The sequence below is a fragment of the Hyphomicrobium sp. CS1BSMeth3 genome (assembly GCF_900117415.1).
In the GTDB taxonomy this organism is placed as follows: domain Bacteria; phylum Pseudomonadota; class Alphaproteobacteria; order Rhizobiales; family Hyphomicrobiaceae.
This window is the reverse complement of sequence record NZ_FPEI01000006.1, coordinates 1,910,628-1,931,737: the sequence shown is the minus strand read 5'-3', so window position 1 is coordinate 1,931,737 and position 21,110 is coordinate 1,910,628. Positions and strand designations below refer to the sequence as shown.

General features: G+C 63.3%; 17 protein-coding genes and 1 tRNA gene. 14 read left to right on the top strand and 4 right to left on the bottom strand.

All coding sequences use genetic code 11. The features are described from left to right. Positions 1-8 precede the first annotated feature (8 nt). The 10 genes from CS1BSM3_RS24040 to CS1BSM3_RS23995 all read left to right on the top strand — a co-directional run bounded on the left by CS1BSM3_RS24040 (position 9) and on the right by CS1BSM3_RS23995 (position 11,452). Positions 9-224, top strand: a complete 216-nt coding sequence (locus CS1BSM3_RS24040; protein ID WP_072391935.1) for a hypothetical protein — start codon at positions 9-11, stop codon at positions 222-224. Next, positions 208-822 carry a hypothetical protein gene (locus CS1BSM3_RS24035; protein ID WP_072391932.1) on the top strand — a complete coding sequence of 205 codons (615 nt, stop codon included), beginning with the start codon at positions 208-210 and terminating at the stop codon, positions 820-822. The genes CS1BSM3_RS24040 and CS1BSM3_RS24035 overlap by 17 nt, the downstream gene beginning before the upstream one ends. Next, positions 809-1,390, top strand: a complete 582-nt coding sequence (locus tag CS1BSM3_RS24030) for a hypothetical protein (RefSeq protein ID WP_072391929.1) — start codon at positions 809-811, stop codon at positions 1,388-1,390. The genes CS1BSM3_RS24035 and CS1BSM3_RS24030 overlap by 14 nt, the downstream gene beginning before the upstream one ends. Next, complete coding sequence (locus CS1BSM3_RS24025) at positions 1,383-2,048, top strand: hypothetical protein (RefSeq protein WP_072391926.1); 666 nt, start codon at positions 1,383-1,385, stop codon at positions 2,046-2,048. The genes CS1BSM3_RS24030 and CS1BSM3_RS24025 overlap by 8 nt, the downstream gene beginning before the upstream one ends. A gap of 11 nt (positions 2,049-2,059) precedes the next feature. After that, positions 2,060-2,332: an aldo-keto reductase family protein gene (locus tag CS1BSM3_RS24020; RefSeq protein WP_072391923.1), complete on the top strand. Its 273-nt coding sequence runs from the start codon at positions 2,060-2,062 to the stop codon at positions 2,330-2,332. Beyond that, positions 2,329-8,967, top strand: a complete 6,639-nt coding sequence (locus CS1BSM3_RS24015; protein ID WP_072391920.1) for a hypothetical protein — start codon at positions 2,329-2,331, stop codon at positions 8,965-8,967. Before CS1BSM3_RS24020 ends, CS1BSM3_RS24015 begins: the two co-directional genes overlap by 4 nt. A gap of 18 nt (positions 8,968-8,985) precedes the next feature. After that, positions 8,986-9,282: a pyocin activator PrtN family protein gene (locus CS1BSM3_RS24010; protein WP_072391917.1), complete on the top strand. Its 297-nt coding sequence runs from the start codon at positions 8,986-8,988 to the stop codon at positions 9,280-9,282. 358 nt (positions 9,283-9,640) lie between these two features. After that, positions 9,641-9,916 (top strand): hypothetical protein, encoded by a 276-nt coding sequence (locus tag CS1BSM3_RS24005; RefSeq protein WP_072391914.1) that lies wholly within the window; start codon positions 9,641-9,643, stop codon positions 9,914-9,916. A 5-nt stretch (positions 9,917-9,921) separates the two neighbouring features. Further along, positions 9,922-10,278 (top strand): hypothetical protein, encoded by a 357-nt coding sequence (locus tag CS1BSM3_RS24000; RefSeq protein WP_072391911.1) that lies wholly within the window; start codon positions 9,922-9,924, stop codon positions 10,276-10,278. Between the two features lie 613 nt (positions 10,279-10,891). After that, positions 10,892-11,452 (top strand): hypothetical protein, encoded by a 561-nt coding sequence (locus CS1BSM3_RS23995; protein WP_072391909.1) that lies wholly within the window; start codon positions 10,892-10,894, stop codon positions 11,450-11,452. Positions 11,453-11,546: 94 nt separating this feature from the next. Here the strand turns inward: CS1BSM3_RS23995 and CS1BSM3_RS23990 are convergent. Together CS1BSM3_RS23990 and CS1BSM3_RS23985 are read right to left on the bottom strand one after the other, a co-directional pair. Further along, positions 11,547-11,636: transfer RNA gene (locus tag CS1BSM3_RS23990), tRNA-Ser, on the bottom strand. Between the two features lie 102 nt (positions 11,637-11,738). Further along, the gene (locus CS1BSM3_RS23985; RefSeq protein ID WP_174263771.1) at positions 11,739-12,596 is read right to left on the bottom strand and encodes a protein-disulfide reductase DsbD domain-containing protein; all 858 of its coding nucleotides are present in this window, start codon (positions 12,594-12,596) and stop codon (positions 11,739-11,741) included. A gap of 187 nt (positions 12,597-12,783) precedes the next feature. Between CS1BSM3_RS23985 and CS1BSM3_RS23980 the strand changes: the two genes are divergently transcribed. Then, entirely contained in the window at positions 12,784-13,380 is a 597-nt protein-coding gene (locus CS1BSM3_RS23980) for a YqgE/AlgH family protein (RefSeq protein WP_072394478.1), read from the top strand. 240 nt (positions 13,381-13,620) lie between these two features. On the opposite strand, the gene CS1BSM3_RS23975 is transcribed toward CS1BSM3_RS23980, so the two are convergent. Beyond that, positions 13,621-14,931 carry a 3-deoxy-D-manno-octulosonic acid transferase gene (locus CS1BSM3_RS23975; protein ID WP_072391903.1) on the bottom strand — a complete coding sequence of 437 codons (1,311 nt, stop codon included), beginning with the start codon at positions 14,929-14,931 and terminating at the stop codon, positions 13,621-13,623. Between the two features lie 489 nt (positions 14,932-15,420). On the opposite strand from CS1BSM3_RS23975, the gene CS1BSM3_RS23970 reads away from it, so the two are divergent. From CS1BSM3_RS23970 to CS1BSM3_RS23960, 3 genes are all read left to right on the top strand, one after another. Continuing rightward, complete coding sequence (locus CS1BSM3_RS23970; RefSeq protein ID WP_072391900.1) at positions 15,421-16,155, top strand: fused DSP-PTPase phosphatase/NAD kinase-like protein; 735 nt, start codon at positions 15,421-15,423, stop codon at positions 16,153-16,155. Positions 16,156-16,401: 246 nt separating this feature from the next. After that, positions 16,402-18,801: a PAS-domain containing protein gene (locus tag CS1BSM3_RS23965; RefSeq protein ID WP_083528852.1), complete on the top strand. Its 2,400-nt coding sequence runs from the start codon at positions 16,402-16,404 to the stop codon at positions 18,799-18,801. A gap of 159 nt (positions 18,802-18,960) precedes the next feature. Next, the gene (locus tag CS1BSM3_RS23960; RefSeq protein ID WP_174263770.1) at positions 18,961-19,509 is read left to right on the top strand and encodes an acyloxyacyl hydrolase; all 549 of its coding nucleotides are present in this window, start codon (positions 18,961-18,963) and stop codon (positions 19,507-19,509) included. A 116-nt stretch (positions 19,510-19,625) separates the two neighbouring features. Here the strand turns inward: CS1BSM3_RS23960 and CS1BSM3_RS23955 are convergent, their stop codons facing one another. Beyond that, a complete protein-coding gene (locus CS1BSM3_RS23955) occupies positions 19,626-20,807 on the bottom strand; it encodes a bifunctional 2-C-methyl-D-erythritol 4-phosphate cytidylyltransferase/2-C-methyl-D-erythritol 2,4-cyclodiphosphate synthase (RefSeq protein ID WP_072394475.1) in 1,182 nt (393 codons plus the stop codon). Between the last annotated feature and the right edge of the window lie 303 nt (positions 20,808-21,110).

Below are 21,110 nucleotides of genomic sequence, written 5' to 3'. Positions count from 1 at the left end.
GTTGAGCCATGAAGCTTCCCGAAGTCACCGTGGCCACTGCGCCAACCAATCCGCCCGATGGTCTGCTGATCATCGTCACTGACGGCGACAACGGCGCGCGCTGCCTCGCGTTCTCAGCCGATGGTCAATGGCTCCGCATCGAGCCGACGCTGGGTTCACCAATCAGCGCAGGCACACCCGTAAACACGCATCAGGAGATCGCGCCAGATGTCTACGCGCACTGAGAGCCTCACGCCATCGGAATTCACAGTCGCCGAGCTTCAGCGGCACGTCGCCGAAATAGACGCGGAGTTGGCGAGGCTCGATCGAGAAGCTACGCGGCTATCGGTTGCTGCCGTCCGTGACACGGATTGGAACGCGGACGCGAAGCTTTTTGCGCTCAGTGGGCGGGTTTCGGCCCTCAAGGCGAAGCGCGAAGCGCTGATCAAGCAATTCCCCGCCGCCGAGGCCCGCGATCGTGAGCTTGCCGCTCATGGCGACGAGGTCGAGCGCGCACGGCACATGGAGGCCGCTCGACAGCACGCCCAGGAGATCGTTTCGCTTGCGCAGAAAATTGACGCAGCGGTGGCCGAATTCAAGACGCTGTTGCGCGACATAACTGCGGCGGAAGCTGCCGCCCGCGGTTCACTTCGAGCGGCCGGTGCCTCCCTTGGTGATGCTGTTGCTGGCCGGGAGGGTTTGGCGAGCAAGGCGAACCTTCGCATGCGCCTTGCGCTTGAGGGCGGCGACAACTTCGTGAACAGCCAGCCTCGGGACATCGCGAGCTTTGCCAGTGTCGGTTGGGCCTTCCTGATCGAGGGAGGCGACGATGCAGGCAGATGATGAGCTTGTTCCAGTGTTGATCACCCCTGAGATGGTCGGCATGACGGTCTCAGTGCCGAGTCGAGCTTGCCCGTGCTGCGAACAGTCCATCGTCATTCTGGATCTGCACGACATTTACGATTGGGCTGAGCTGACAGATATGGAGGCGCGCATTCTTCAGGTTGTTTGGGATAGCGCGCCCCGTCCAGCCCGCGGGAGTGACTTCTTTGATTCCATGTACCGGGACTGCCCGGATGGTGGGCCCAGCCAGATAGTAATGTATCGCGTACTTCGAGCCGCGCTTGGCAAGCTGAACAAGAAGATCAATCCCTTCGGAGCCGAGGTCGCCCGCGTCAGTCACAAGCAGGGTTATAGGCTTCGGCTATATCCCCTCGCCGCGCTCCCTCCGGTCCCCAACTCTCCGCCAACAAAAGGTGAGCAATTCTTCGCTGAACTCGAGCGCAATCAAAAGCAATCGGATCGTCAGCAAGCCGAGAGCGATCCCGAGCACAGTGCCAAGAAGCAAAAGGCAGGGCGACGCCGCAAGCGGGATCTAATTGCCAGCCAAGAGGGGGGCACACATGCCTGACGAGAATTCAGCGCCTGATGCCGCGCACGTACTCTTTCCGAGCGACAAACCGGCAGTGCCCAATAGGGAGCCGGAGTGGGTCGCAGCGCAGAGGATCGAAGCGCAGCGGCGGCTGCAAGGGCAGCATCCGGGCAAGCCTGCCGCGCCTGCTAGCCCGGAGGTCAAGCCGGATGCTGGCAAAGACGACGCGGCGAAGCTGTTCGCCGCCGACGCGAATGCTGCTGGCGAGTTCAACTCGACGGAAACCGACAGTTTCTTCAATACGTACAAGCTCAACGCGATCAAGGATCAAGATCCCGATCGGGCTGAAGCGATCGGCGCTGCGCACGAGGCGCTCGTCGCGAACGTGAAGGCGGCCGGCACGCCGACCGATGAGTGGAACGCTGCGCAGGCCATCGTGCGCGAGCGCGTTGGCGCGCTGTCGCTGCCGAGCGTCGAGCTCATCCAGGCCGAGGAAGCGAAGACGACGGAGGCGCTAATGGCCGAATACGGCGACGCGGCGAAGTTCAACAGCGATCTCGCGGCGGCGAATAAGTTCATCGAGGATCTCGACAAGGTTAGTCCGGGTCTCATCGCGACGCTTAATCATTCGGGCGCGGGCAACGATCCGAAACTCGTTCGCGCCGCGATCAAAGAAGCGCGTAGGCGCGGCTATTAAGGGACACGACCATGCCACACCTGCGCGATGAGGCGGAAAGCCTCCTGAAGATGCTTCGACGCGCGATCGAGACGGCAAAAGCCGACATTGCCGCGATTCCCGCCGACACCCACCCACTGCTGCGCCAGTTCGACGTTCTCGCCGCGACGCGCGAGGCAACCGGCATCGCCGAGACAGTCCTTGCTCGCGCCGATCAATACGGCACGCGCATCGGTCGCGAAGCCGTGCAGCTCGCGCGCATGTGGCTCGATGGTGATCTGCTGCCTCGGGAGGTGCGGGCATGACCACAATCGCGGAATACAAGGCGTGGCAGGCCGAGCAGCAAAACCAGGCGGTTGCCGCCGCGAACTTCGTCCTCGGCAGCGCTGGTCCTGACGAGAAGCCCGATCAGGTCGCGCTCGATCTCAAGATCGCCAGCGAGTACAGCAAGGCGGTCGGCGGCCCCGTTCCGCCCGTGCCGCTGGTCAAGGAATTCCGTTCTACGTTCGAGCGAGAGATCGCCGAGCGCCGCAACGCAAAAATCCTCGCAGGATCGCCGCGCCTTACTGAGTGGCTGCGCAATCCAGATAATGCGCGCGTCGCGAGCGATGATCTCGATAATCTGTCGTGGTTCGAGGGCTTCGGTCGGGGCGTCGGTGCGACGCTCCAGCGATCGGGTCAGCGCTTCCAGCAGATGGGCGCGCAGGCTGCCTTTGAGCAGGCGGCCGGCCGCGCCGCCGATCGGACCAAGACGTTTGGCCAGCTTGTCGATGCTCAGAAGATCGACATGCGCGACATGCATGGCAACCGCGTCGATACGATGGCTGGTCCCGTCGAATGGTTCGGAGCCTTCGCGCGCTGGATTGATGCACGATACGCTGAGGCCATCGGCACCGACGACACGGCAGCGGCTCAGCACTATGCCGCCAAGATCAAGGTCGCGACGGACGCCATGGCCGCGACGCCCAAATCATCGATCGCGCAAGCCTTCGAGACAGAGGCGCAGCTTGAGGGCGGCACGCTCGGCGAGACGCTGGCGAGCTGGGGCGCTGCTTTCGTTCGTAATCCGATCGGCGGCCTGTCCTGGATGTTCGAGACGGCTGGCGAGAGCGCGCCCATCATGGCCGCCGCTCTTGGAACATCCATCGTTACGCGTGATCCGCTCAAGGGGGCGGCCGTCATGGGTGGCGGCTCGTATCTGCAAGAGCGTTACACATCTCCGGCGGAGTTTCTCAAAGAGAAGAAGATCGATCTCGGCAAGCCCGAGGACGTAGCCAAGTTGCTGACCGATCCCGAGCTGATGCGTGAGGCGGCCGAGCGCGGCGTCATTCGCGGTGCAGTGATCGGCGCATTCGATATGCTGAGCATCGGCATTGCCGGCCGCAGTCTCGCCGGCCATCCGATTGTCGAGGGCTTGGCGCACACCGCCACGCAAGCCTTCATGGGCGGTGGTGGAGAGTATGCCGCGCGTCTTGCCGCCGGTCAGGAAATCGACTGGAACGAGATCGTGGCCGAAGGCTTTGCCGAGATGGCGACAACTCCGATCGATATGGGCGTCGCGGGCCGGAGCGTGATCCGTGACCGACGCAAGGCAGAGAAGGCCGAAGAAACCAAGGATACGATCGCGGAGCTGTCCGGCGCTGCGCAGGTGTCGAAGCTGCGCGAGCGTCTGCCCGATGCGTTCCGACAGTTCTTGGATCGCGCATTGGAGAACGGCCCGGTCGAGAACGTGTACATTCCTGCCGGCGAGTTCGTGTCATATTTCCAGACGGCGGGCGTCGATCCTTTCGAGCTGCTCGATAGTCTCGAAGGCGTAACGCGCGAAGATCTTGATGATGCGTTGGTGAGCGGCGGCGATATCAAGATCCCCACCGCGACCTATGCCGGCAAGCTGGCCGGGACCGAGCACGACGCGTTTCTACTCGAGAACATGCGTTTCGATCCGAACGAATTCACATCGAAGGAAGCCGCCGAGTTCAACGCACGTGCGCAGGAAGCCATGGATGAGGCTTTCCGTGTCGCCGAGGAAGCGCGCAAAGAGGATGAACGGTTTCGATCATTCGAGGCCGAGATCTACGACACGATGGTGTCGCGGCTGCGTGCGGCTGGCCGATCGACCGAAGTGGCTACAACTGAGGCGATGCTGTATCCGGCGTTCTACCGCACCATGGCCGAGCGTTCTGGTATGGGTATCGACGAGTTCATACAGCGCTACCAGCTACCTCGCGTCGAAGGCGCGCTGCCCGCGGGGATGCAGTTCAAGGATGTGGATGAGCTGAACCGCCAGCTCGCCGAGGCTAGATCGCGCCGGACGGTGCGTGATAGCCGCCAGACCTTGCTTGAGTTCATTCACCAGTATGGCGGCATCGACGACATTGGTGGCGAGCTGCGCGCCCGCAATGCCGATACGATCAAGCAGGGACGGGGCAGAAAGACCTTGCGGCTTGCGAGGACGGGTGTCGCGGCCGTCGTCCGGGATATGTTCGGGGCCATGACCGGCGGAAAGCGCCACGGCGCGGATGATGTGGCCCTTGCGGCGATCGAAGCCGGGTTCATGGGCGACGATCGGATCGTGAGTGAGTATCAAGCCGCCCAGCGAGAGGGGCGCGAGGTGCCCGATATCTCCGCCGCTCTCTGGGAGGCAATCGACAAGGAGCTACGCGGCGAGCCGCAATACTCGTCACTCGACGCCTCGCCACAGCCTCAGTCCGAGATCGACGGTCTCGACGCGATCGAGGAATATCTAGCCGGCCTGGGCGTCTCTCTGGATGATGACGACGCCACGATCAGGGCGGCGATCGGTGACGGCAAGCAATATGAGCAGGCGGGCCGGCGCGGTTCCATCCAATTCCCTGCCGGCGGGGTCGCCAACGGCGCGGCCGTGATCCGTGTGTTCGAGCAGGCCAACCTATCGACGGTGCTGCACGAGACGGGACACTTCTACCTTGAGGTGCTCGCTGATCTGGCTGCGCGCGGTGAGACGCAGGCGCAGGCGGACATGGCCACGCTCAGGGAGTGGTGGCGCGAGAATGCCGATGCTGTTGCGAAAGATGCAACAAAGGCCAGCAGTGCCGAGATCACGGCGACTGATGTTCGCTCATTCCTCGACGCCGGCACGACTGGCGACGCGGCGCGGGATGCCGCAGTGGACACAGGCATAAAGGAACAGGCCACGCGCGGTTTCGAGGCGTACCTGATGGAAGGGCGCGCGCCGACGAGCGCATTGCAGGCCGCATTCGACAAATTCAGGTCCTGGCTGATCACCGTCTACAAGCGCATCAAGGGCGTGCCGGGCGTCAAGATCAGCAACGACATTCGCCGCGTCTTCGATCGCATGCTCGCGTCGGATCAGGAAATTGCTCGGGCGCAGGAGGATGTCGGCGGCACGGCCCTGCTGTTCTCATCGCCCGAGCAGATGGGCCTCACGTCGGACGAGTATGCGGCATTCATGAAGATGAAGGCTGAGGCCGAGAGCGATGCGCAAGCGCGTCTGCTGCGCGACATCATGGGGCCGGCCCGGCGTGAGAAGCAGGAGCAGTTCAAGGCCGAGCGGGCGACGATCCGCGAGGAGGTGGAGCGCGAAATCAATGCGCAGCCCGTGTTCCGCGCCATTGAGTGGATGGGCAACAAGCGGTGGTTCGGAGAGAGCCAGCCGGCCGACATCACCGATTTTCGTCTCTCGAAGGACATCCTCGTTGCACGATATGGCACAGGTATCGTGAAAACACTCCCGCGCGGCAAGGTGCCCGTCTATGCGGTCAAGGGGGGGCTCGATCCCGACGACGCAGCGGAATGGTTCGGCTTCAAGAGCGGGGATGAACTGGTCCGCGCATTGGAGCAAGCACCGAAGCGCACTGATGCGATCGAGGCCGAGACGGATCGAGTGATGAACGAGCGGCACGGCGATCCGTTGCAGGACGGCGAGATTCAAGCCAAAGCGCTCGATGCCATCCACACGGAGAAGCGTGGCGACTGGATCGCGGCGGAGCTGAAGGCCGTTGTCGAGATCGCAGGAGCCGGCGTCGGCCTCACGGTGCGTGAGGCTCGCGCCGCTGCGCGGCAGTCCATCCAGCGGATGCGCGTGCGCGACGCCATCAATACGCAGAGGTTCCTCGCCGCCGAGCGCAAGGCGGGCGAGGAAGCCGCGCGTCTCGGGAGGATGCTTGCCCGCGATAAGGTCTGGCTCGACGCTGCGCAGCGCCGCATTCAGTCCCGTCTAAGCGCCAAGGAACCGGCGACGCTTCGTTCCATCGAAGCGCTCAACAAGGCCATAGAGCGCCGGAACGCTATGCTCGAAAGCCAGACCGTCGAGTTCGACATGCCCGATCGCACCGTCACGACAGGAGACGGCCAACAGCGGACCGTGCGCGGCGGCCGGCGCAGGCAGCACATTGCCGGCTACAATGAGAACGTCGCCAAGCTGATCGACGCGAAGCGCCGGCAGCTCGTCAACCACGCGCTCTATATGGAAGCCCGTGGCGCGGCCGAGGAACTAGAGCGAGCCGAGCGGTTCGTGCAGAGCCTGGGCAAGAAGGAGAAGCGCGAGCGGATCGGCGGTGCCGGTCGGCGCGAGAGCGCACAAGTCGATTACCTCGCCGCGATCGACGAGATCCTTGTGCAATACAATTTCAAGCGCATGACCGCAGCGGCCGAGCAACGGCGCGGGGCATTGCTTGATTTCGTAGAACGGATGAAGGCCGTAGGTCGCGAGAATGAGTTGAACATTGACGACGCGGTGTTGGCGAGCGCAGCGCGCCGGCCGTACAAGACGCTGACCCTCGAGGAATTGCAGGGTGTCGTCGATAGTCTCAAGAACCTGGAGCACATGGCGCTCCGCTGGAACACCCTGCTCGATACGCAGAATGAGCGCGTCTTCGAAGATGCCGTGTCCGAAGTTACTGACGCCTTCGATGCAAACGTGAAGAAGCGGCCGCCCGGTCGCGTCAAGACGCGTGCCGAAGCCCTGCGCCACTCGGGGCGTCAGTTCCTCGATCTGGTCCTGAATGCCGGCACGCTGCTGCGCGAGGTCGATGGGTTCAAGGATCTCGGGCCGGCCTATCGCAATCTCAAGACCCCGATCGACGAAGCCATGAACCGGCTGATCGTCCGCAAGGAGAAGGCGGCCAAGGATCTCGAACAGCTCTATTCCGTGTACTCGGCGGACGAGCGCAGACAGATGTCGGTCCGCCAGCACATCCCCGACTTCGGCTACGCTCTGTCGAAGTGGGAAATGATCTCGGTCGCCCTCAATACGGGCAATGCCGGCAACCTTCAGCGGCTGACCGATCCGAAGGTCGGGCGCTCCCTGACCGAGGCGCAGGTTGCGCGTGTGCTGAACATGCTCGACGGGCGCGACGCCAAGTTCGTGCAGTCGGTGTGGGACTATGTAGGCTCATTCTGGAGTGACATCGTAGCTCGCGAGCGCCGCACCACGGGCGTTGCGCCGCGTCGTGTCGAGCCCTCGCCGATCACCATTGCCGGCATCGAGCTGCGCGGTGGGTACTATCCGATCAAATACGACGCGCGCCTGTCGGCGCTCGCTCGCGATGACGAAACGCAGATGCTCGCCGAGAGCTTGCAGGCCGGCAGGTTCGGCAAGGCACAAACGCGCCATGGTCATCTGAAGGAACGTTCGAGGGCCTCGGGCCGCGATATCGATCTCGACATGGGCGTGCTGCATCAGCATGTAGGTCAGGTCGTTCACGATCTGGAGATGAGCGAGCCCGTCACCAATGCTTGGCGTATCCTTCAGGACGGGCGCGTGCGCGGGCAGTTCACCGAGGCTGGCAGGCAGGCAGACTTCGAGGCGCTCGAAACCTGGCTGAAGGATGTTGCCGAGGGCGAGCTACGTGCCGGAGATATTCGACAGCGCATGGCGCGGGTGGCGAAGACGAACTTCACTGCCGCGAAGCTGGCGTTCAACTTCGGGACGGTCGCAATCCAGGTGACAGGCCTCGCGCAATCGATGGTCGTTCTCGGGAAGCAGGATTTCGCGCGCGGCGTGCAGGCTGCTTTCCGGCCCGGTGTGATCGATGAGATCGTGGCAAAGTCGCCCTTCATGCGATCCCGCCAGACCACGTTCAACAAGGACATCTACGACCTGTACAACGATCCGCTCGCTGGGCCGGTCGCATCGCGGTGGGCGAAGATCCGGTCCGACCTGATCGGGAAGTATGGCTTCTGGCTAATGACGAAGGTGCAGTGGCACGTGGTCGATGTGCCGACGTGGCTTGCCGGCTATCATCAGGGCCTTCGGCAGTTCAAGAATATTGAGGCGAAGGCCGTCGCACATGCTGATGCCGTCGTGAAGCGCTCCCAGGCATCGGGCCTGTTCTCGGATCGGTCGGCGGTCGAGCGCGGCTCAGCCTCCCGCACATCTCGGCAGAGCGACGTGACGCGGTTGTTCACGACGCTGGCTTCGTACATGTTCGCCAAGTTCAATGTGGCGTATGAGCGGACTGCGAAGGCCAAGCGCACGATCGCGCAGGAAGGCGTCAGCACAAGGTCGGCGCAGGAGGTGATGTCGTGGACGCTGGACATGGCATTGCTGTTCACGCTCGAAGCGCTGCTTGTCGCGGCGATCAGGGGACGGCTGCCGGACGAGGACGAGGACGAAAGCTGGCTCTGGTTCCTGGCCAAAGAGACCGGCCTGTCCTTCATGGCCACGATCCCCGTCGTTCGCGACGTTGCCGGTCCTCTGCAAGGGTTCCAGGGCGGCGGCGCCTACGGCTCGATCACGAAGGAGGCGGCCGACCTGCCGTTGCAGATCGGGCAGGGCGAAGTCGATTGGGGCCTGCTGCGCGCGACGATCAATGCGACGGGCCTCGCGACCGGCCTGCCGGCCGTACAGATCAATCGCCTGATGGGTGCTCACAAGCGCCAGTCCGAGGGCGAGGACGTGATGCCGATCGAGTATCTCATGGGGCGGATGGGCAAGTAGCATTGGCAGAGGTGCGGAATGGAGCAAGACCGCTCGAAAACCATTTTTTTCCTGATGGCCTTGTACGGCCCGACGCCGCTCATACCTGTCGAGGACGTCTGTCGTGATTTCTTCGGCCACCTCACACCGGCGAAGCTCCTGCAAAAGACTACGGCGGGCGAGATCGCCTTGCCGATCACGCGCATTGATCCGAACAGTCAGAAGACCGCGAAGTACGTGGCCATCACTCATCTCGCAGAATGGCTCGACACGCAGCAGGAAGCGGCGCACAAGGAACTCCCTCACTGGTTGTCGCAGAGGCAAGCCGATGGCTGAGCTGCCGCGTCGGTCGCCCGCCCGCAGGCCATTAAGACTTTAGTAACCGGATCAGTTCGTGATTTGCGGGCCTGCTCGATCGAGCGGGCGCCCCCGGCCGGTGTTGGAAGCGCCGACCGAGGGCTGATCGCAACCATGGAGTGACCCATGATGACGACTGCTTCGGCAGTAGCGCGTTCGCGCGCGTCTTGCAACGCGCCGGCCGTACCGCCTCCACCTCCAAATCTTCGTTCGGACGAGATTCCCGACATACTGTCAGGCTGGCGCGCCGGCCTGATTGGGGAACCCATCGATCGGCACGCGAGCCCGGCTTGGCGCTGGGCCTATCTGTGCGCTTCAGGCGAAGGGAGAGCGTGAGATGCTGGACGACGTTGAGCTCTCGAAGCCCGAGAACGTGTGTCAGTACGCTTGGGATGCGGCCGGGCTTCCGGCTGATATGATATGTGTCGGCCTCGGTGAGGATGCGCCCGCACGCCGGCATCTCGTCCGTCAGGTGGTCGCGCAGGCCATTGCGTCCGAGCGGCGGCAAACCAATAATTTGCAGGCGATGTGGTCCGGCCAGGAGCTGATCGTCACGCACCCTGATCTGGGAACGTTGGTCTGGGGGCAGCATCAAACACGGACGCTGAGGTAGCTACGATGGCCAAGAAATCGAACAAGCAACCTGCGCGGAAGCCGGCCCGAAAGATGGCGCAGAAACCTAGCACACGCGCGGCTCTTGGTCAGCGCGATCCGCGTCGTAGCTCGCTGGAGACGCCGAAGATCTCCGCCGGCTTCGATGTCGGCCGAGACAATGCTGTCGATATCGTCGATCAGCTCGACGAGGCAGTGTTCCTGCTGCGCACGATCGACATGGCAATGTCCAATCCGCATGAGTGGGGTGAGCACAACGAGCAGACGATGGCCGTGAGCTGGACCGCTCAGGAGGCCATTCGCAAGCTGCTCGCGGTGCGGAATCCGATCTACTCACTCGGAGATCGAGCGCGAGCCGCTTGACGTAAACTAACGTTCGACGAGATCGGCCCCGCTGGCGATGCTGGCGGGGCCTTTGCGTATGGGGCCGAATCACTGGAGAAGATTCATATTGCCGCAAGCAAAATCGACCGAAGGAGGGTTCAATGGCAAGAGGCTCTGGCGACGACAGAGTGATCAAACCGATGGACAAACCCCCAGGGGATGCAACATCGGATTGGCGCAAGCCGAAACCGCCGGCCAAACCCAAGCCGCGCGAGTGACCGAAGCGCGTCCGCGGTATGGGACTGTTCATGTCCGTTGACTGCTGCAGGAGAGATTTCAATGGCAAAAGCACCTGACGCTCGACGCCCCGCGAGCAAGCCAATACGACAAAATACTATGGACTGGAGAAAGCCGGCACCACCGCCGAAGCCTCCTGTGTCGAAGCCGGCTGGCAAATCAAAGTGATCTAACGCAGCCTGCCATGGCGAAAAACAAGTCCGCTGGCAAATCCGGGAAGCGCATCAATAAGGCCGCTTCCAAGAGAGTGCGTGGCGCCAAGAAGGCGGCTAAGAAAACTGCCAAAGTTCCCGATTGGAGGAAGCCACGTCCGAAGCGCCCATAGGACGGAGCAAGCGGGCCACGGAGGCCGCGGATGAGCTGGGACGAAAGCCCGTACTATGAGACCTCGTTCGGTGTTCATAAGAGCCGTCGCTATCACGCGAAGATGCGCGACTTTTATAGGAGCACGCATCAGTTCATCTTGCTTGGCAATATCGTATTCTCATCGGTGGCTTTCGCTAGTGCGATGTGGTGGTGGCCTGGAGCTGCGGCGGCCTTAAGCGCACTTGTCGCGCTCGCCTCAACGGCGGACTACTTTGTGAAGACAGAGAAGGTCGCCGCGCAGTACGACGATTTGTGCAGGCGCTTCACGAACTTGGCGGAAGAAATCGAGAGATGGAAGCCCACGCCAGAAAACCTAAGGGAGGCCAAGGCGCGCCGACTAAGCATTGAGGCGGACGAGCCCACGTGCAAGCAACTTGTAGAGATCTGGGCCGATGGCGAGGAGACGCGCGCACGAGGCGGAGATCCTACCGATATCCCGCCGCTCTGTTCGCTACAGAGGCGTCTTGGTCCTATCGCTACGTTCGGGATGCCGGCTCTGGAGCGGTGGCATGCGGAACGCGAGCGACAGCGGTCGGCGGGAGACACGTAGCAGGATACCTATAACCAACGCTGGGGCCGACGCTGGATCAAATATAGAATTTCCAATAATTATCCAGTATTATCAAGCGCGTATGAAATTTTTCTGGCGGAGAGGGAGGGATTCGAACCCCCGGTACGGTTGCCCGTACTCCGCATTTCGAGTGCGGCGCGATCGACCACTCTGCCACCTCTCCGGAACCGCGCCCGAAACCTGCAGGAGGCCCGGATCTAGCGGCGGGCGGACCATATAGTGCGTCCCCCAGGAGTGCAAGCGTGCCTGCGCAGAGAAATTCCACTCAGTCGAGCTTCAGAGAGGCCTCGGATTGGCCACGGGGCGAGACCAGCGTGACACGCACGCTCTTGCCCTTGAGACTGCTGACATCGGCGCCGTCCGCCAGGTTGACCACGAAGCTCGCCGTATCGCCCTGCGGCGCCCCTGCCGGCTTCGCCATCGGGATCCACATGCCGTCGGGGACCTCGACGAACACGTCGGCGCCTTCGGTGCCTCCCGGGAAAGCGACATCAAGGCGAATCATGGGCTGAGGCCCATCGAGCTCGATCTTGGCTTTGCGCAGCTCCGGATCGTTCGGGCGACGTGCGTCGCGTGGCCGCGGTACCCGGTCGAAAGCCTTGGCGAGCTGGCTGCCCATCGACTGCTCGGCAGCCCCGGGTGGAAGAGCGATCTCGAGGCGCGTCTGCACAGGTATGCAGATGTCCTTGCAGACGCCGTACTCGATCGCGAGGACGAGCTTGACGTCGCGCGTCGGATCAGCGGGCCGAACGGCGACCGGAAAGATCAGTCGCTTCTTGTAGCCGATGATATCGCCCTCGCGCTCCGTGTAGCGCGTGGGGGCAGGATAGCGCAGCTCTGCCGAGGCCAGGTTCGATGAGGCTGCCCAGTCGATCTGCGGCGGCACGCCGGACGAGCCTGGATTGCGCCAGTAGGTCTTCCAGCCGTCCGCCAGCTCAATCTCGACGCCGACGGCTATTGTGCCACGGGGGCTGTCCGCTGCGGGGCCGCCCGCAATGAGACGGGCGCGCGTATGATTTTCGCCAGTCCACGCAGAAGCGAGAGCTGCAGGCTCGGCGACGCTGACTTGCGCGGTCGCGAAGAGCAGAGCTCCGGCGATAAAGGTCGTCAGGAAACGGTGCACGTTGGCCTCCTCGGCGCGGATCGTAGCGTGGCGCCTCGTGAAGTGAAGTGACGTTCCGCTCGCGGCAGATCAAGTTTAAGTGCGTACAATGTCACAACGCACTTTCAACGCTATGGCAACACCATGGCGACGTTGCAACGCAAAACACGACTTCACAGCAGGTGGCGGCAAGCGTTAATGTCGGATGATGGATCAGGCACGCAAACGTCGCGTCTCGGGGCCGAGCTATCTCAGCGGGCAGCTTCTCGTCGCCATGCCGACGATGGGCGACCGCCGGTTTCGCCGGTCCGTGATTTACATGTGCTCGCATTCGTCCGAGGGGGCGATGGGGCTCATCGTCAATCAGCGCTCGTCGGATGTATCGCTCGGCGATCTCGTCGAGCAGCTCGGGATCGGCGAGGGCGGGGCCGAGGCGTTCCTGGAGCAGAGCGTGCTGAACGGCGGTCCGGTCTCGACGGAGCGCGGCTTCGTCCTCCACACCAATGACTACTTTGCCGAGGAGGCCACGCTCGCCATCAGCGATGGCATCTGCCTGACGGCGACGATCGAGATCTTGAAAGCCATGGCTTCCGGGCAAGGCCCGCGCCGCTCGGTGCTGGCGCTCGGCTACGCGGGGTGGGGGGCTGGTCAGCTCGAGGCCGAGATCGGCGCCAACGGGTGGCTGCACTGTCCAGCCGACCGCGATTTGATTTTCGATACGGACCTCGAGCTCAAGTATGTCCGTGCGCTTTCCAAGATCGGCATCGAGCTCTCTCATCTCCATAGCGAGGCCGGACACGCCTAGAGCGTCACCGTGTCGGACGGAGCTGCTGCGCGATTCCTCTGACAGGTGAAGCGCGCTCGGGCGGCGTGTGTGCTGCCCAGGTAACCCGCGGTTTCGCTAAAGCATCGAACCTCGAATGCAACCCGCGGTTCGGGTCGGGCTCGAAGTCGCATTCGAGGTCCGAAGACGCTTTAGACGCAATGGCTCTAGAGCAACGGACTTGAAATTCGCTCCCGGCCCCGCCTCAAGGTGAGGCGAATTTCAAGTCCGTTGATTCAGCATGGCGATGATGGCCTGGGTGGTTCGCTCGAGGCCGCCCGAGAGACGATCGAGAGTCGACGTCGCGGTGGCCGCGACGGCATCGCGGCTCGCCGGATCCTTGATCCATGCGAGCACTTGGTGCGCGACGTCCTCGCTGTTGCCGACTTCGACTGCGCCGCCGGCCGCGAGCAGCGGCTCGTAGATGTCGAGGAAGCTCGAACGCGAGGGGCCGACGAGCACGCTCGCGCCGAGACGCGCAGCTTCAATCGGGTTCTGGCCACCCCGCTCCACGAGCGAGCCGCCGATGAATGCAGTGCGAGCGACGGAATAAAGCGTGCCGAGCTCGCCGATCGTATCGGCGATGTAGATGCCGACATCGGATCGAGGCAGCTCGCCGCGCGAGCGAACAGAAACCACATGACCGGCGGCGGAGAGATCGGCGGCGATCTGAGGGCCGCGGTGCGGATGGCGTGGTGCGATGATCGTGCAGAGATCGGGCAAGGTCGACCGCATAATGCGGTGGGCGTCGGCGATGACGGCCTCTTCGCCGGGGTGTGTGCTGGCGGCAAGAAAGCGTGGCCTGCCTGCGAGGCCCTCGCTGAGCGCCTTTGCCGCTGCCGCGTCGACGGGGAGGAGCGGGGCGTCGAGCTTGAGATTGCCGACAGCCGCCGCATTCATGGCACCGAGCGAGGCCAGCGCACCGGCGAGCTGCTCATTCTGGGCGAGGACGGCATCGAGACGGCCGAAGAGGGCCTTGGCGACATTCGGCTTGCCCTGCCAGCGCGCAAGGCTGCGCCCGGACATGCGGGCGTTGATGAGGGCGAGGCGTATGCCGCGCGCGTGAGCTTCGAGAATGAGGTTCGGCCAGATCTCCTGCTCGGTCAGCACGGCGACCGTCGGCCGCCAGTGATCGAGAAACCGCCGCACGTACGGCACGGAGTCGAGGGGGAGATATTGGTGCAGTGCGCGTGCCGGCAAACGCTTCGCCGCGAGACCGGCAGAGGTCACCGTGCCGGTGGTGAGAAGAATGGTGAGGCTCTTGCGGGCGGCGAGCAGGCGCTCGATCAGGGGAAGTACGGCATTGGTCTCGCCGACGCTCGCCGCGTGCAGCCAAAGGAGATCGCCGTCGGGGCGCGCAAGGCCGGCGATCCCGTAACGCTCGGCTCGACGCGCCTGATCCTCCTTGCCGCGTTCGGCCCGGCGGCGCAGGAGCAGCCAGAGTGCCGGCCGGGCGAGCGACATCACGGCGCGATAGGCGTGCAGGCCCAAGGGGAGGGAATGACGTTCGCTGATTGCGGCCCGGCTGCTCATGCCGCCACGCTCCCTAGCACCGCCAAGAATGCGAGACGCGCGACGACATGGACGATGAGCGTGCCCGCATGTGGAAGTCCGCTCTGTGTTCCGGTTGGAACTTCGGCCTGCAAACGAGACTCTCCAAGTACGAGGTGCAGCCAAACACGTTTCCGGCTGGCGCAGATCGATCGTGCTGCAGACCAGACGCCACCGCTCCGGCAACGCCGTGGACGGGGCGTCGTTCTGACGCAGTTGGTCCCTTTAGACCTAAATTGGCGCGCCCGTCCGGTGCCATATCGCCGCGCTCGGCGGTCCCCGCGGTTAGCCTCGTGCGGCGCCGACAGCCGTGCGACCGCAACCGCATTTGCTTGTCATCGATACAGGCGATAATGACGTTCGCCAAGGGGTGGGGGAAGCCGGGTTGCGGAAAAGCTGGCGCGTGCCTGGGTTTCGAGTGGCGCGCCTTTGCCCCCGGTGCATGGCAATAGAACTGGTCACGATCGCCCTATGGGAAAGCTGGCGGGACAACAACGGCGGCGCCTTCGCAAAGCCGCGCGTGCGTGGCAGGCCCAGACGGCTGCCACCCTGCCACGGTGGCTGGTGAACCGGTTCGGTCCGGCGGTGCACCATCTCGATCTCTGGCTGATCGACTACGGCGTGGTCCGCGAAGTCTATTGCAACGTTCACCAGGTCGCCGAGGGTATTTGGCGTTCGGCACAGCCGGCGCCGCGCCATTTGCGGGCGGCGGCAGGGCGCGGTGTTCGCAAGGTCATCAATCTGCGCGGCGAGGAAGAGCACGGCGGGTTTTGGCTCGAGCAGGAGACCTGCGCGCGGCTGGGGCTCGATCTGATCAACCTCCGCCTGAGGTCGCGTGCGGCCCCGACGCGCAATGACATTGCCACCATGCGGACCTTGATTGCGGAGATCGACGGCCCGACGCTCATTCACTGCAAGTCCGGATCCGACCGCACAGGCCTCTTCTGCGCGCTCTATCTCATTTTTCGCGAGGGCGTGCCCGTCGATGAGGCGCGGCACCAACTATCCCTGCGTTACGGCCATGTGAGCCTCACCAAGACCGGCATCCTCGATCACCTCTTCGAGACGTACCTCGAGCACCATGCCCGAACGCCGATCCCGTTCGGGGAGTGGCTGGACGCCGTCTATGACCCCCAGGTGCTCGTCGCGAGCTTCGAGGCCGAAGGCTGGCGCGGGAGGACGGCACGCAGTCTCGGACTTGTCTGAGGCCAGAGGTTCGGCGTCGCCTGCCCGGCCTTTCCGACATCACCGGTCTGATCGTCGGTCTGCCGCAAAGCCAATCTGTCGGTCGCGGCGCTCGGATATTTATTATTTAAAATCATGATGTTACGGGCGTGTTGCGTGATGGCCAGCCGATGATGGCTCCCCCGGCAAGTTCGCTTAGCAGTTCTTAAATGGCCATGTGCCATTGATCGGCCTCAGGATCTCCGGGGGTAAATCGAGGAACGTGGGATGACCGTTCTGTCTGGCGCTTTGGCACTGTCAGGGGTGGAAGTGCCGAGCCATGATCACGGTGTCGCTGGCGCCGGGCCCGTAGAGGGCACTGGAGCGCTGCTCGCGGGCGCGAGCGTTGGCCTTGCGATGTTCGACAAGGAACTGCGCCTCATCGCCTGCAATGATACCTATCGCGTGCTCCGCGGCCATACGCCGGAGGAGGTCGTGATCGGTGCCCGATTCGTCGATCTCGTGCGCCGCGTCCTCGAGCGGCAGGAACTCTCGGACGAGCAGATCGCGGACCGCATGAAGGCCGTCATGGACGGCATTGCCCCGGGTTCGCACGACGCGCTGCGCTACGTCGCCCCGAATGCCAAGCTCGTCGAGGTGCACCGCTCGTGCCTCGAAAGCGGCACGCTCATCGAGACCGTCCGCGAAGTGGAGCCGTCGGCGACCGTGACGGACCTCAACGTGCAGTTTGCCCAGATTGCCGCGAACGCGCGCCAGCGCATGACCCACGCGCTCGACGTCATGGCGGAGGGCTTCGCGCTCTTCGATGCCGACGAGAAGCTCGTCGTCTTCAATCGCAAGTACGTGGAGTGCCGGTCGCTCATCGGCGAGCTCATCGTGCGCGGTGCGTCCTACGAGGCTCTGCTCGCGGAGGAGATTCGCCGCGGCGGCTTTGACATGAGGGGCCACACGGCCGAGACCTATCTCGCCGCTGCCCTCAAGCACCATCGTAGGCTTGGCATTCCCACCGAGGTCCGCCTTGCCGACGGCCGCTGGCACCTGGTCAACGAGATGCGCACCTCTCGTGGCGAGAACGTGCAGACGCGCTCCGATATCACGCATCTCAAGCAGCGCGAGGCCGACCTCGTCCGTGTCACTCGCGAACTGCATTCGCGGAACAAGATGTTCGACATTCTCCTGGACAACATGTCCCAGGGTCTGTGCCTGTTCGATGCCGACCAGAATGTCGTTTTCGCCAATCGCCGCTACGCAGAGATCTATGGCCTGGCGCCGGAGCACATCAAGCCCGGCACCAGCTTGAAGGCTATTCTGGAGGCCCGCGTCGCAACCGGCGTTTACGGAAGCATCGATGGTCAGCGATTCGTGGAGGATGGCGTCGCCACCTTCAGGGAGAAAGTTTCTACGGTCCTGAGATTGGCCGATGGGCGCTCCATTGCCGTCCTGCGGCTCCCCATGCCGGACGGCAGCCTCGTCAGCACGCATGAAGACATCACGCAACGCGAGAAGCTGAATGCGCGCTTCGCCGCCCAGCACATGCAGCTCGACGCCGTCATGCACAACATGGTGCAGGGTGTCGCCATGTACGATGCGGAGCAGCGCTTGATCATCTGCAATCGCCGCTATCTCGAAATGTACTGCCTGTCGCCGGACGTGGTGAAGCCGGGCGTCGCGCTGGGCGATGTCATGATGCACAGCGCCAGCGTCGGCAACTACACTGAGGAAGAGGCGCACCGCGTTCTGAAGGAGCGGCACGAGACCCGCCATCAGAAGACGCGCCGCACCTTCAAGCAGCATTTGCGCGATGGGCGCGTGATCGCGGTCGTCAGCGAGCCGATGCCGGACGGCGGGACGATCGCCACCTGCATGGACGTGTCCGACAGCGAGCGGCACGCCGAGCAGATGCGCGACTATACGCAGAAGCTCGAGCGATCGAACCGCGAGCTTCAGGATTTCGCCTACGTGGCGTCGCACGATCTGCAGGAGCCGCTGCGCAAGATCGAGGCTTTCGGCGACCGCCTCGTCACGCGCTTCGGCAAGGATCTCCCCGATGACGGAAGGATGTTCCTCGACCGGATGCAGAATGCTGCCGGCAGGATGCGGCGCCTCATCAACGACCTGCTCGACTACTCACGCGTGACCACGAAGGCAAAACCGTTCACGCGAGTGGAGCTCGGCGAGGTGTTGAGCGGCGTGCTCTCCGACCTCCAGATCCGCATCGAGGAGACCGGCGCCGTTATCAAGTCGGAGGTGCTGCCTGCGGTCGACGCGGATGCAACGCAGATGCGCCAGTTGCTTCAGAACGTGCTCGCGAACGCGCTCAAGTTCCGCAAAGCCGATGTGAAGCCCGAGATCGATATCACGTGCTCGACTGACGCCGACCGCTCAGGTCCCGGCCACCGCTCTCCGCACTTGCGCATCGAAATCCGGGACAACGGCATCGGCTTCGACAATAAATACAAGGAGCAGATCTTCACGATCTTCCAGCGCCTGCACGGACGCCTCGAATACGAAGGCACTGGCGTGGGCCTCGCCACGGTTCGCAAGATCGTCGAGCGTCATGGCGGGTCGATCGATGCCGACGGCCAGCCGGGCATTGGAGCGACGTTCATTATCGAGCTGCCGATGCATCAGGCGGCCGAGAAAACGGCAGACGCATCCGTGAAGTGAAGCAAAGCTGCGTACAACTCGTCCACGAGCGTGATCGCGATGCAACACGCCGTGCTAGTTTCGTGTCCGATTCGTCAAGTGTCGTGCGTTCGCAATCGAACAGTGTAATGATAAACACACAGATGATGCGGGATGCGCGCTATGAGGCGGGCCGGGCATTTGACCAGGAAGCTTGCGATTGCTGCCGCAGCAGCGGTCGGCATTTCTGTGGTTACGTCTGACGCGAAAGCTCAATCACTGCTCGATGAAGTGCGGCTGGGCGTTCTTGCCCATAGCATCGAAAGTGGTCAGTCAGAAGGCGGCGCGGACATCAACGTGGAAGTGCTCTTCCGCCGGCCGAGCATCTCCTATCGTGATGCCTTGGCGAATTTCTTCCTCAGGCCCCGCGTGCATGCTGGCGCCGCGATCAACACGATCGGAGACACCAGCCAAATCTACGTTGGGCTGACCTGGGATCTGAAGATCACTCAAAGAATTTCGCTCGAAGCGTCCTTTGGCGGCGCTTGGCACGACGGGCCGACCCACGGCGCCGCGCCGGACCTTTACGGTTGCTCGGTGAACTTCCGCGAGTCGTTCTCGGTCGGATATGCGCTCAATGACGCCTGGACGGTCTATGGCATGATCGCCCACATGTCGAACGCGAACCTCTGCGACCACAACAGCGGCATCACCAGCGCCGGCGTGCGCGTCGGCTACAGGTTCAACTGAAGCAACGAACTTGAAATTCGCTCCCGCCCCGCATCGAGGTGAGGCGAATTTCAAGTCCAAGGACGCTTTAGCGCTGTCGATTGCGGCTCTGCTCGCGCAGCGGGCGCGAACTCGTGTCATCCGCGCCGGATGAGCGTTGCGCTTGCCATTGCGGCAATGCCTTCGCGCCGCCCTGTGAAGCCAAGCGTTTCCGTGGTGGTCGCTTTCACGCCGACGCGGCCAACGTCGATGCCGATAATGCGCGCAATCTCGCGGCGCATGGCATCACGGTGCGGCCCGACGCGTGGCGCTTCGCAGATGATCGTCACATCGACGTTGCCGATCGTATAGCCGGCGGCCGTCACGCGACGCACGGCTTCTGCGAGAAAGATCTCCGAGCGCGCGCCCTTCCAGCGCATGTCGCTCGGCGGGAAGTGCTGGCCGATGTCGCCGTCGCCGATGGCGCCGAAGAGGGCATCGGTGAGTGCGTGAAGGCCGACGTCGGCATCCGAGTGGCCGTCGAGCGCGTGCGTGTGCGGGATCGATACCCCGCAGAGCCAGACATGATCGCCGGCACCGAAGCGGTGCACATCGAAGCCGGTGCCGTGGCGCACGTCCGTGATGCTCGGGGCGGCGCGGCCGAACGACTGCTGGGCCAAGGCGAGATCCTCCGCGCTCGTGATCTTGATGTTGCGTGCCTCGCCATTGACCAGGGCGCAAGTCACGCCGTGCCATTCCGCGAGACTCGAATCGTCGGTGAATTCATTGCGTCCTGACGCCTCCGCCGCCCTGTGGGCGGCCAGGATTTCAGGATAGCGGAAGCCCTGGGGAGTCTCGGCGCGCCAGAGGCCGTTCCGGTCGACAGTGCCGGCGACATTTCCTGCTGCATCGGCGCGCTTGAGGGTATCGGGAACAGGAAGCGCCGGCAGCGCGCCCGGTGAGGTCGCGAGCGCCGCGATCACGCGGTCGATCAGCGCGGGCGTAACGAATGGCCGTGCCGCATCGTGGATCAGCACGCGCGACGGATTGTGGCTGAGCAGCGCTTCGAGGCCATTGTGGACGGAAATCTGCCGGCTCGCGCCGCCGATTGCCGGGGGCAGCAGCTTGCCGGAGACGCGCTGTGCGGCGGCCTGATAACGAAGCATGTCATTGGGGTGGATGACCGCCATCACGTGATCGATGCTCGGATGGCCGGCAAAGGCCTCGAGCGTCCGCGTGAGCATCGGCACGCCGCCGAGGTCCGCGTACTGCTTCGGGATGGTGGCCGAGCCGGCCCGGCTGCCGCGTCCGGCGGCGACGATAATGGCTATGGTTGACACGGCCCCTGCCCCCGGGAAGCGGGCGAGCGTCGATGAAAATGCGCGCGCCGGCAAAAAGTAACCAAATCCAATGCGAAAGCAACGGACTTGAAATTCGCCTCACCTTGATGCCGGGCGGGGAGCGAATTTCAAGTCCCCGCTGCTTTAGAACCCATTAAATCTAAAGCGTCTTTGGACCTCGGATGCGACTTGGGCCCAACCCGAACTGCAGGTCGGATTCGAGGTCCGACGCTCTCGTGCAAATGCTCATAGGACCAGCCCAGGTCCTGCGCAAGGGCCACACGCTGCACTGCAATTTCGCAC